Annotated in this window: 8 protein-coding genes; 7 read left to right on the top strand and 1 reads right to left on the bottom strand. The window is 30.6% G+C overall.

Annotated features, from left to right (window positions below):
- The first annotated feature begins 1 nt into the window (after nt 1).
- Entirely contained in the window at nt 2-643 is a 642-nt protein-coding gene (gene fdh3B / locus KAR67_RS07455) for a formate dehydrogenase FDH3 subunit beta (protein ID WP_002779352.1), read from the top strand.
- On the top strand, nt 640-1,572 hold the full coding sequence (locus tag KAR67_RS07450; protein WP_002781204.1) for a formate dehydrogenase subunit gamma: 933 nt from the start codon (nt 640-642) through the stop codon (nt 1,570-1,572). Before fdh3B ends, KAR67_RS07450 begins: the two co-directional genes overlap by 4 nt.
- Before the next feature lie 1,350 nt (nt 1,573-2,922).
- Here KAR67_RS07450 and KAR67_RS07445 read toward each other — a convergent pair.
- Nucleotides 2,923-5,163 (bottom strand): autotransporter outer membrane beta-barrel domain-containing protein, encoded by a 2,241-nt coding sequence (locus KAR67_RS07445; protein ID WP_002819964.1) that lies wholly within the window; start codon nt 5,161-5,163, stop codon nt 2,923-2,925.
- Nucleotides 5,164-5,316: 153 nt separating this feature from the next.
- On the opposite strand from KAR67_RS07445, the gene fdhD reads away from it, so the two are divergent.
- The 5 genes from fdhD (at nt 5,317) to KAR67_RS07420 (ending at nt 12,191) form a co-directional block, all read left to right on the top strand.
- A complete protein-coding gene (gene fdhD / locus KAR67_RS07440; protein WP_002799829.1) occupies nt 5,317-6,099 on the top strand; it encodes a formate dehydrogenase accessory sulfurtransferase FdhD in 783 nt (260 codons plus the stop codon).
- Nucleotides 6,092-6,823, top strand: a complete 732-nt coding sequence (locus tag KAR67_RS07435; protein ID WP_002790293.1) for a winged helix-turn-helix domain-containing protein — start codon at nt 6,092-6,094, stop codon at nt 6,821-6,823. The genes fdhD and KAR67_RS07435 overlap by 8 nt, the downstream gene beginning before the upstream one ends.
- A 124-nt stretch (nt 6,824-6,947) precedes the next feature.
- The gene (yedF, locus tag KAR67_RS07430; protein WP_002779348.1) at nt 6,948-7,520 is read left to right on the top strand and encodes a sulfurtransferase-like selenium metabolism protein YedF; all 573 of its coding nucleotides are present in this window, start codon (nt 6,948-6,950) and stop codon (nt 7,518-7,520) included.
- 7 nt (nt 7,521-7,527) lie between these two features.
- The gene (gene selD, locus KAR67_RS07425; protein ID WP_077289599.1) at nt 7,528-8,550 is read left to right on the top strand and encodes a selenide, water dikinase SelD; all 1,023 of its coding nucleotides are present in this window, start codon (nt 7,528-7,530) and stop codon (nt 8,548-8,550) included.
- 137 nt (nt 8,551-8,687) lie between these two features.
- On the top strand, nt 8,688-12,191 hold the full coding sequence (locus KAR67_RS07420; protein WP_162284624.1) for a proline dehydrogenase family protein: 3,504 nt from the start codon (nt 8,688-8,690) through the stop codon (nt 12,189-12,191).
- Nucleotides 12,192-12,199: the final 8 nt, after the last annotated feature.

The following is a 12,199-nucleotide window of genomic DNA, read 5'->3' as shown; positions in this document are numbered from 1 at the left end:
GATGAGTAAGGTAAATTTTGCAAATTTAGAAAAAGAACGCTTGAAATTCTTTTGTGATAATGAGCGTTGTATTGATTGTAATGGATGTTCGGTAGCTTGTGATGAAGCGCATGAACTTCCTATCAATATCCGTCGTCGTCGTGTCATCACCCTTAATGAAGGAGTACAAGGAAAAGAGGTGTCTACTTCGATTTCTTGTATGCATTGTGATGATGCACCTTGTGCTATAGTTTGCCCTGTGGATTGTTTTTATATCCGTGCAGATGGTATTGTTTTACACGATAAAGAAATTTGTATAGGTTGTGGTTATTGTCTTTACGCTTGTCCTTTTGGTGCTCCACAATTTCCAAAAGATAGCGTATTTGGTAACAAAGGCATTATGGATAAATGTACGATGTGTGCAGGTGGACCTGAAAGTACAAATTCGGAAAAAGAAAGAGAGCTTTATGGACAAAATCGTATCGCTGAAGGAAAAGTGCCTGTATGTGCAGCTATGTGCTCAACCAAAGCACTTTTAGTAGGTGAAAGCTCTAAGATAGAAGAAATTTATCATAGCAGATTGCAAAGTAGGGGTTATGGAATTGCTAATCCTTCGCAAAGTATAGAATGGAAAATTGCTTACATAGGAAAGGAACGCTTATGAAAAAAATATTGATAACACTTTTAAGCACTTTTGTAAGTTTGTTTGCCTATGGCAGTGAACGAATGGGACAAGATACACAAATTTGGGATTTTCATCGTATTACAAATATTCCAAATTATGATACTTTTGGTAAGCTTTGGACAACTTTGCAAGGTGAGTATATAGCTACTATAGCTTTGATTGCAATCATTGCAGTTCTTTCAGCTTTTGCTTTGCATTATATGGTGATAGGTCCAAAACAATTTTCTCATGATGGAAAGAAAATTTATGCCTTTTCTTTATTTGAAAGAATTTTTCATTTTATCGCGGCTATTTCGTGGGTGATTTTGGTACCTACGGGTTTTGTGATGATGTTTGGTGCAACTTTTGGAGGCGGCGTATTTGTAAGAGTATGCAAAAACTTACATGCTTTTGCAACGATTTTATTTATCATTTCTATCATTCCTATGTTTTTATGGTGGATAAAAAGAATGCTTCCTGCTAGTTATGATATCAGATGGATGATGATAGTGGGTGGTTATCTAAGCAAGGTAAAACGCCCTGTTCCTGCGGGTAAATTTAATTTTGGGCAAAAATCTTGGTATTATATTGCCGTATTTGGTGGATTTTTGATGATTATTACAGGCGGCTTTATGTATTTCCTTGATTTTAATTCTACTGCCATTCAAGGTCTTTTTGGTTTAACACAAATTGAGCTTTTAAGACTTTCAGCTATTATTCACAATTTCTTGGGAATTATTTGTGCAGTATTCTTTGGAATTCACATTTATATGGCGGTATTTGCTATTAAAGGAAGTATTCATTCTATGGTAAGTGGATATAAAGAAGAAGAAGAGGTTTATATCTTGCATAGCTATTGGTATAAAGAATTAAGCAGTAAAAAACAAATTGAACCTAGTTTTTCTTACGATCCTAATGTAAAAATTTAAAATCTCTCTTTATCCGAGAGAGATTTTTTAATTTTTTTTTTTTTTAATATTTTTAAATTTAAAATATTTGTAAATTTTTACTTAAATATATAATTTAAAAGTATAAATTAAAATTCACTCTTTGTAATGAATTTTTTTCTCGTTAATGCGGATAGGCTTGATGAATAGATTAGATTTATGCTAATTTTTTTCATCTTTTCTATCTACAGTAGAATAATTAAAAAAGAATTTTTATACATTAGAAAATATCTTTGGAGCAGAAGTTATTTTTTGGTAACTTAAGAAAAAATATACAATCAAAAGAATGAAAACTCAAATGGGGCTAGTAAATCCAAAAATAACCAAAGGTTTTTAATGTAAAATCTATCCCAACCAAGAATAAAGAAAACTACTAAACTATCAATGTTTTACTTATTCATAATATTTACTTTAATTTATAGTAAGAATAATGGAATAAAAACAAAGACTTAGGCAAGAAAGATGAGCCAATTAAATTCTAAAGTACTAAAAATCAGCGACTATACGACAACAAGAATAAATATCTTTAGAGCTTTAGAACAAGCACTAAACAAAGGTTAAAAGTTTAAATTAGCTAAGCAAAGCTTTAAATGGAGTTTTTTATCCGAGCAAAATAGTTAAAGAAATGAAAAATAATCTTTAGAGAATGACATATGAAAAAAAGTATTTCTTGATACAAATATTTTTATTGATTTTTTGACGAAGCTAAGGTAAATAATAACAAGCTAAGTAACTAATATATTTTAATATCAAACGAAATAAATAGTATTTTCAGAAGATCTGATTTTAATCATTGCTTATTTAGTAGACAAAAACAAGTTACTAGAGTTCTTATGTCTTTTTTTAAAGCACGATAACAAATTCATATTTTGAAATAGTATCGTTTAGTCCAAATATTATTAATATAGCTTGTGATTTTCATTTGTAGAATAAAGGCGATTTTGAAATTATTTGCAATATTTTTGCGCAGAAAAAGAAAATTGCTGTGCAGTTTACATTATGGATAAAAATTCTAATGATGAATATATTAAAAAAATAAAGATAAAATTAAAAAGAGAAGAAACTATAATATTGATTTTTCTCATTATCAATACGAGTTTTTTGAGTTATCGCCTATGCTTATTAAAAAGAATAAATTGCAAAATTTTATATTAAGTCACAATAAAGAGTAATTTTATTATTTATAATAAATAAATTCTAAAAATTATTTTCAAATATTTTTAAAACAAAAAGCAAAGCAATTTATCTTTTGCTTTGCTTTTCAAGATTTTAAATCTTTCTTGGTTAAATTTAGTTTAGCATATTAAAGAATTAGAGTCTCTTAAAAATTAATTAGAATTTATATTTAAAACCTAATTGACCACTTACATAAGTTTCATTCTTACCATCTGTTTTACCGGCTAATATTTGTTTAGCTCCAATGCCTGCATTTAAGCTAAATTGCTCGCTAATATCAATATTGCCACCTATAATGATTTGTCCATAAGTTTTTTTCTTGTCATCACTTTTTACGCTAGGTAATGCTACTCCGTTTAAACTCGCTACAAAATCATCTCCGTTATTCATTACATATTGTTCTATTTTTGGAGTGATAAATAAATATGATTCTTCGCTCATATATTTTCTAATTTCAGTACCTAGCTCCAACGAAAGAGAGTTGTTGCTAGTACTATCAACATTTTTTCCTGCAATTCCATTTTCTTTGTAGCTTGGAGTGTATGCATAGTAGTAATTTGCTCCGGCAAAAGGTTTGACAAATAAGGTATTATCGCTAAAATCAAAAACATACCCCATGTTGGCACTTAAACCAAGAAATTTTCTATTAAAATCAGCACTATTTGTAGTGTTAAATCCTCTATTTGTAATATCTTGATCTGTTGTTGAAATTTGAGCATAAGCTTTAACATTAACTTCTACTTTAGGACTTATATAGATGTTAGAATAAGCACCAAATTGGAAATTATCTGATTTTTGTGTTAAAAGATTATCTTTTATTTCAGCATTTACATAAGTAAAATAAGCACCTATAATAGCATCATCGTTAATTTTTCTATCCATACCTATAGTAGCTCCATATAAAGCACTGCTATCTCCATCTATGATGTTTGTACCACCTATTACATTACCCCAAATGCTGTTTTCATAATTATCTACATAATTTCCTCTATAATCGTTAGCAGCAAATCTCATTTGAGATAATTTTGTAGCATAATTTCCATAAGGATTATTCAACATAGCTACACGAGAACCTATGGATACATCATTTGAAATATTAATAGTTGAGTTTATACCTGATGAAGCTTGATTTATATTTGATATAGATTTAGCTGAATCTTTTATGTCATTTGCTATTTGTTCTCCAGCTTTGTCAAATTTAATACTACCTATTGCATTAAAGTCTTTACCGAGTGTAAGTCCATCTAAAATTTTAGAAACAAAATCTTTATTAGAAGCTGAAACGCTAGAATCGTTTTTAATGTAATCATCGTTAGAGATTATTTGATCTCCAGCATTACTAATCATATCTTGAATTTGTTTTATTTGCTCATCAATTTTTGCGATAGCTTCATCAATTTTTTCTTTATTAGTACCTTCTTCATTTTTGGCACCTTCTAAATCAGTTTTAATTAATTCTAGATATTTTTTATCATTTTCTAGAATCATTTTGTTGTTATCTACATTTTTATTTGCACCACCGCTAATTAAAAGCTTATTATCTTTAGTAGAAAGTTTATATTCAATAAAATCTTTTATATCCATAGCTCTTACAACTTCATAATCAAGCCCTAAGTCTTTGTTGCTCATACCAACAATACTTTCAAAATTTTTACTTATATTTGCACTAGCTTTATTTGAATTTGTTATGTCTTCATTAAATCCTTCGCTTGCACTCATGAAAACATAATTATTTAAAGCTAAGTCTCCAAAACTTGTTGCTCCTATGGAAAAGTTTGAATTTGTGATATTTGCTTTACCATTTATTTGTATGTGGTTTTGACTTTTGTTGCCACCTACGGTAAATAGAGTAGATTGATCTGCTGTAAAATTTCCATTTACTTCAAGAGATCCTTGTAGGCCATATCCATCACCGATTAAAATGGCTGAAGATTTTATATCATCTAAAACACCCTCTGTGGGAGCAGATGAACCTTTTATGTTAAAATCTCCATTTACGATAGATCTTCCATTTGTACTTTGAAATATAACATCTATAGCTTCGGTTTTTTTAGCATTGATAGTATAATTTGTTACATAGGTAGAAATATCTCCATGTGAAATATTTTTAATAGCAAGATCATTAGAGCCTAAATTAATATTTACTGTTGCAAGATCTTCATAGCCTTCTTTTGCTATACTATTAGGTATATCTGTATTGTTGATATTTATGGTTAGATTACCATTGGTATAATCATTTTTTAAAGTAAAATGTTGTCCATCGTTTGTTTCAAAATGATTCTCCATGCTACCATCGCCATCAGCAATAGTAATTTCTTGAGCTAAAGCAGCACTGCTTAATAAAGCACTAATGCTAACACTCATTAAAACTTTACTTGTATGATAAGAAAGTTTCATTTGATTACTCCTTATAAATTTAAATTTGGAAAAGACATTATACCCCCCCCCCTCTATAAATTTAGGTTTAAGGTAAATGAGATTTTAAAAATAAAGAAGTATTAAATTTTGTGATATAATATTTGTAATTTTATAATTACAAAAGAGATGACAATGGAACCCTTATTTACAACTCAAATTTTAAAATATAAAGGCAAAGATTTATTTACTTGTGATGATACTTTAGTGCGTGAAATCAAGCTTGAAATTTTTATCAATGATGAAAAAGTAGGCGCTTTAATGGCAACTCCTGTAGATGAGCAAGCTTTGGCGGTGGGGTATTTGATGAGTGAAAATATCATTGCTAAGGTGTCTGATATAGAAAGCATAGAAACTAAAGATGATGGCATGAGTGTGCATATTAAAGCCAAGATTGATAAAGAAAATTTAGCTAAACTCAATGCTGAAGGTGTGGTGATAAGTGGTTGTGGTAGAGCTCATACAGCCAATATTGACCCACAAAGTATAGAAGCAAGTAAAATTACAAGTGAGGCAAAATTTAATAAAGATGAAATTTTAAAACAAATGAGTGAATTTTATACTCAATGCGATCTTTATGAAAAAACAGGTTGCGTGCACACAGCCAAACTTTTTGTCGATAAAGATACCTTTTTTATAGGCGAGGATATAGCCCAACACAATACCATAGATAAAGCTCTAGGAAAGGCAAGACTTGCGGGAGTAGAGTTTAGTAAATGTTTTTTAATGGTCAGCGGAAGGCTAAGTTCTGAAATGGTGGCTAAAGCAGTGATGCACAAAATTCCTGTTCTTATTTCGCGTACAGCCCCTACTTGTTTAGGTGTCATGATAGCAAGAAAATTTGATTTAACACTTTGTGGCTTTGCAAGGGGTGAAAATATCAATATTTATAGTGGAGAAAATAGAATCAATGGATAAAAATAAAAAAATACTAGCTTATATGAAAGAGCTTTTAAATAGCAATGAAAAGCTTGATTGCGGAACGGCTTTTAAAATCGCTAAAAAATTTGATGTAGCTATAGAAGAGATAGGTAAAATAGCAGATATCAATGGAATTCGCATTGATAATTGTGAGCTTGGGCAATTTGGTCATCTTGATTTTGAAAAAGCAAAAATAGAAGTTTTAAGAAAGGTAGAGCCTAGCTTAGATGAAAAGCGTAAAATTTTTTGTAAAGATGCAAGAAATATTGCCAAAGAGGGTTGCGGATTAAAATCAATGCGTTCTGCTTTAAAAGCATATAAAATCGATGTAAAATATTGCCAACTTGGTTGTTTTAAAGAAAAAAAAGGCAAGCAGTTTGTAGTTAGGACTAAGACTTGGATAGAAAATGCAGACGGAGATTTGCTTTTTGGAAAAGGAAAAACCGAGCTTTTAGAACTCATAGGGCAAACAGGAAGTTTGCTTCATGCTTCAAAACTTATGGGGATAAATTATAAAAAAGCTTGGATGCATTTACAAGTTTTACAAAAAAATTCTCAAGAAATTTTAGTAAGTTCAAGACAGGGTCGCTCTAAAGAGTCAGGCACCAAACTTACACCAAGGGCTATGGAACTTATGGAAAATTACGCTACTTTGCAAAAAGATATCGAAGAATATGCCAATAAGCGTTTTAAAGAATTATTTTTTAAGCATAAAAAATAATTGCTAGGTTTGGTTTTGTAATTTTAAATGCAAGTAATTTTAATAAACTTGCATATTTCCTTGATTTAAAGACAAAAAAAGCAAGAAAGTATTATTATTTTGTTTATTAAATGAAGGAGAAATAATGAGAATTGATTGTAGAAATCTCGAGTGTCCTAAGCCTATTGTTGAGACAAAAAAAGCACTCCAAAATCTTCAAAATAATGAAATTTTAGAAATTGTGTTAAATTCTGTTATTTCTAAAAATAATGTTTTGAAATTTTTAACTTCTTTGAATTTGCATGCTGATATTGAAGAAAATAATAATGAATTTTATATAAGAGTAAAAAAACAAGAACTTGATTTTTCCAAGGCTAGTACAGATGAATACAATGTTTTATTTTTAAAGACAGACAAAGTAGGCGATGGCAAATTAGGAGAAAATTTACTTGTAGGTTTTTTAAGTACTTTAAAAAATGTAGAAAATATCCCAAGTAAAATTCTTTGTGTCAATGAAAGTGTTTTTATCAATGTAGATGAGAACCATAGGGCTCATTTAGCAATGAAAGAACTTGAAAAATTAGGTGTTGAGATTATAAGCTGTGGAGCTTGTTTAGAATTTTTTGGAAAGAGCAAGGAGCTTAAGATAGGAAGCATTGGCAATGCTTATGAGATTTTAAATGAGCTTTGTGGCAAGGCAAAAATCATCACTTTATAAGGAAAATATGGAATACAAAAACCAGAATCTAACGCACTTTGTAAAAGCAGCAGGTTGAGCAGCGAAATTAAGCCCGGGTGGTCTTAAAACAATTTTAAATTTCATGCAAACAAGCCCAGCTTTACTCAGTGATATCGGCAATAATGAAGACGCAAGTGTTTTTCAAATTAGTCCTGAATTAGCCTTAGTGCAAACGCTTGATTTCATCACACCTATAGTAGATAGTGCTTATCATTTTGGTGCTATTGCTGCAGCCAATGCCTTAAGTGATGTGTTTGCTATGGGTGCAGAGGTGATTAATGCTTTAAATATAGTGGGTTTTGATACTTGCCATCATGAATTAAATGTCTTGCAAGAATTATTACAAGGTGCAAATGACAAGGTTCAAGAATGTGGTGGCATTATCGTGGGTGGACATACTATAGAAAGTGGTGAGCTTTTCTTTGGACTTAGTGTAACAGGAAAGGTACACCCTAAAAAATTTATTGCTAATAATACCGCTAAAGAAGGGGATTTGATTCTTTTAACCAAGCCTCTAGGGACGGGTATTTTAAGTACAGCTTTAAAAGCTCAAATGTTAGAAGAAAAACATTTAGATCGTATGCTTGAAAGCATGATGGGTTTAAATTATAAATCCAGCCAAATTGCACTTCGTTTTGGGGTTAATGCGATGAGTGATGTTACGGGCTTTGGTTTCTTAGGACATTTAAGAGAAATGTTAAATGATAGCATTTCATTTATGATTTTTAAAGATAAACTTCCTTATTTAGAGGGCGTAAAAGAATATTTTGATATGGGTTTGATTCCTGGTGGAGCTTATAAAAATTTAGATTTCATTCAAGAGTTTTACCCTGGTTTAAATGAGGAAGATTTACTGCTTTGTGATCCTCAAACTTCAGGAGGGCTTTTAATTTCTATAGAAGAGAAAAAGGCTTTAGAATGTCTTAAGGCTTTAGAAGATGAAAATATTAAAGCCAAAATTGTTGCCAAAGCAGTAGCTAAACAAGATGATAGATTTATATTTTCTTAATTTTTGTTACTTATATACTCATAAAAACTTTTTTTAATCTTTTTTTATACATTTTTTAAAATTTAAAATATCATTTTTATTTTATCTGTAATATCATTTTCATTTAGAATACTATTTTATCCTTAGGAGATGTAAAAATGATACAAAAGTCCTTAGCTTTAGCTGAAGAATTACAAGGAAAAATAGAAGCAAACATTTCAAATTCTGAAAAAGAATTCCATGCTAAAATGCAAAAGCTTCTTAATAATCCTGAAAATAAAGTCATGCTGATCGAATTGCTTGACCGTTCTTTTAGATGTAAAGATAAAAGAGCAAGTTTTGAGCTTATTGAACATACTTTAAATAAGTATGGTATAGCAGATTTTTTTAGTGCCTTTGAGAAATTCTTACTCTTTAGCTTTTTAAATTTTGGTAAATTCGCACCTAATTTAAGTGTGCCATTTTTTGTAAAACATTTAAGAGAAGATACTAAAGCTATGGTTTTGGATGCAAATCCTAGTGTTTTAGAACCTCATATGCGCAAAAGAAAAGATCAAGATAATATCACTTTAAATGTGAATTTAATTGGCGAAGAGGTTTTAGGCGAAGCAGAAAGCAAATACCGCATTCAAAAATATGAAGAAGCTTTAAAATCAAGCTATATTACTTATATTTCGATTAAAATCACTACTATTTTTTCACAAATTAATATTATTGACTTTGAATACTCCAAGGATGAAGTGGTTAAAAGACTTGATCATCTTTATGCTTTAGCCTTAGAAGAAGAAAAAAAGCAGGGTGTGAGTAAATTTATCAATCTTGACATGGAAGAATTTAGAGATTTGGAACTAACCGTTGCTGCCTTTATGGAAAGTGTGTCTAAATTTGATATTAAAGCAGGTATTGTTTTACAAGCTTACATACCTGATTCTTATGAGTACCTTAAAAAACTTTTTGCCTTTTCAAAAGAAAGAGTTTTAAAAGGAATGAAGCCCATTAAAATTCGCTTTGTAAAAGGTGCAAACATGGAAAGCGAAGAGACGATTGCAAGTCAAAGAGGATGGGAGCTTCCTACTTTTTATAAAAAAATAGACACAGATAGCAATTATAACAAAATGCTTGATTTTGTTTTAGAGGGAGATAATTATAAATATATCAATGTGGGTATCGCAAGCCACAATATCTTTGAAATCGCTTATGCTTACACACGCATCAGTGAAGCAGGAGCTCTTGATTCTTTCACTTTTGAAATGCTTGAAGGTATGAGTTTGCAATGTTCTTATGAATTATCTAAAATGCATGATTTAATTCTTTATGCACCTGTTTGTGATGAAGCACATTTTAATAATGCCATTGCTTATCTTGTAAGACGCCTTGATGAAAATACAAGCGAAGATAATTTCATGAGATATTTTTTCAATCTCAAAGTTGGGGATAATAACTGGAATGTGCAAAAAGAACTTTTCTTAAAATCTTTAGAAGGAATTAAAACGCTTGATAATAGCACACACCGCACCCAAGATAGAAACAAAGCTCCAAATATAGTAAGTGCTTATGAAAGTGGAATGTTTAATAACGAAAGCGATACGGATTTTATTTTGCCACAAAATAGAGCATGGGCTAAAGTCATAAGAGCTAAATATGAAAATTTAGAAAATTATGATGTAATGCCTGTAATCGGAGATTTGGAATTTGATAAAAATACTTTAAATATTTTAGAAGTTAAAGATAAAATCAAAGATAGAATGATAGGAAAAGCTTATTTAGCAGGCGAAAATGAAATCAAAAAAGCTCTTAAAGTAGCTAAAAATTCTAATTTTAAAAATACAAGTTTTGATGAAATTCATGCTATTTTAGCTAAGGCTGCAAATTTGATGAGAGAGCGTCGTGGGGATTTGATAGGTTTGGCTGCACTTGAAGTAGGAAAAACTTTCTTAGAAATTGATCCTGAAGTAAGTGAGGCTATTGATTTTACTGAATTTTATCCACATTCTTTAAAGGTTTTAAGAGAGCAAAATAAAAATACTCAATTTAGCCCTAAAGGTATAGGAGTAACCATAGCTCCTTGGAATTTCCCTATAGGTATTTCAGTTGGAACCATAGCAGCACCATTAGCAGCGGGCAATGTCGTAATTTACAAGCCTTCTTCGCTTTCAACTTTAACAGGCTATATGCTTTGTAAATGTTTTTGGGATGCAGGAATTAGCAAAGATGCTTTAATTTTCTTACCTTCAAAAGGAAGCGATATTTCTAAATATTTACTTGTTGATGAAGCAGTGAAATTCTCTATTCTTACAGGTGGAGAAGATACGGCTTATGCTATGCTTAAAGCAAATCCTACCTTGCTTTTAAGTGCTGAAACGGGTGGAAAAAATGCTACGATTGTTTCTAAATTTGCAGATCGTGACAGCGCGATTAAAAATATTATCCATTCTGCTTTTAGCAACAGCGGTCAAAAATGCTCGGCTACTTCTTTGCTTGTTTTAGAGGAAGAAGTTTATGAAGATGAAGAATTTAAAAAGACTTTAGTAGATGCAGCTGCTTCTATGGCTGTAGGAAATCCTTTTGAATTTAAAAATAAATTAGGCACATTAGCAGATAAGCCTAGTGCTAAAGTAGAAAAAGCCTTAAATGAACTAGCGCCTTATGAAGAATGGGCTTTAAAACCTCAATTTTTAGAAAACAATCCTTATTTGATGACTCCAGGGATAAAATACGGCACCAAAAAAGGTGATTTCACTCATATGAATGAGCTTTTTGTACCGATTTTAAGTGTAATGAAAGCAAAAGATTTAAAAGAAGCTATAGAGATAGTCAATTCAACAGGCTATGGTCTTACTGCAGGATTTGAGAGCTTAGATGAAAGAGAATGGGAGTATTTTCACACTCATATAGAAGCAGGAAATATCTATATCAATAAACCTACAACAGGAGCTATAGTACTTCGTCAGCCTTTTGGTGGGGTGAAAAAATCTGCTATAGGTTTTGGTAGAAAAGTGGGAATTTATAATTACATAACCCAGTTTTTAGATATAAGCACAAGTGAAGCTGATGAGAATTTGCTCAATAACGAATTTGTTAAAACTTTAGAAAAAATAGATCTTGGCACAAATGAAGAAAATAAAAAAGCTTTAAACAATGCTATTTTGATGGCAAAATCTTATGCGTATCATTACAGAAATGAATTCAGTGTTTCAAAAGATTATGTCAATATACGCGGCGAGGATAATCTCTTTTCTTATACTAAGATTAAAAATTTAGCTTTTAGAGTGTGTGAGAATGATAATTTGCAAGATATTTTAGGAGTTATCATTGCAGCCAATATCTTAAATATCCCATTGAGCGTGAGCTATGAAGAAAACGATAAAATTTCTTTAGTAAAAGAACTTTGCAAAGCTATAAATCTAAACCTTGAAATCACAAATGAAAGCAAAGCTCAATTTGTTTCAAGATTGAAGAATTTTGAGAGAATTCGCTATCATGGAAAAGTGAGTGTGGAAGATGAAATTTATCAAGAAGCGGCAAAAGAAGCTAAGATTATTATCAGAGAAAAACCATTATTAAATGGTCGTTTTGAGCTTTTATTTTATCACAACGAAAAAGCTTTAAGTGTATCTTTCCATCGCTATGGAAATTTAGGCATTGGAGCGTTAAATCATTAAACCAAGGA

This window comes from Campylobacter sp. JH32, from assembly GCF_017846535.1.
Lineage (GTDB): Bacteria > Campylobacterota > Campylobacteria > Campylobacterales > Campylobacteraceae > Campylobacter_D > Campylobacter_D coli.
The sequence above is the reverse complement of the archived record's forward strand: the minus strand, read 5'-3'. Positions and strand labels throughout refer to the sequence as shown.

Bases quoted from the DNA above. Each gene is read 5' to 3' on its own strand.
- fdh3B (WP_002779352.1), top strand. From the start codon at position 2: ATGAGTAAGGTAAATTTTGCAAATTTAGAAAAAGAACGCTTGAAATTC.
- KAR67_RS07450 (WP_002781204.1), top strand. From the start codon at position 640: ATGAAAAAAATATTGATAACACTTTTAAGCACTTTTGTAAGTTTGTTT.
- KAR67_RS07445 (WP_002819964.1), bottom strand. From the start codon at position 5,163: ATGAAACTTTCTTATCATACAAGTAAAGTTTTAATGAGTGTTAGCATT.
- fdhD (WP_002799829.1), top strand. From the start codon at position 5,317: ATGGAACCCTTATTTACAACTCAAATTTTAAAATATAAAGGCAAAGAT.
- KAR67_RS07435 (WP_002790293.1), top strand. From the start codon at position 6,092: ATGGATAAAAATAAAAAAATACTAGCTTATATGAAAGAGCTTTTAAAT.
- yedF (WP_002779348.1), top strand. From the start codon at position 6,948: ATGAGAATTGATTGTAGAAATCTCGAGTGTCCTAAGCCTATTGTTGAG.
- KAR67_RS07420 (WP_162284624.1), top strand. From the start codon at position 8,688: ATGATACAAAAGTCCTTAGCTTTAGCTGAAGAATTACAAGGAAAAATA.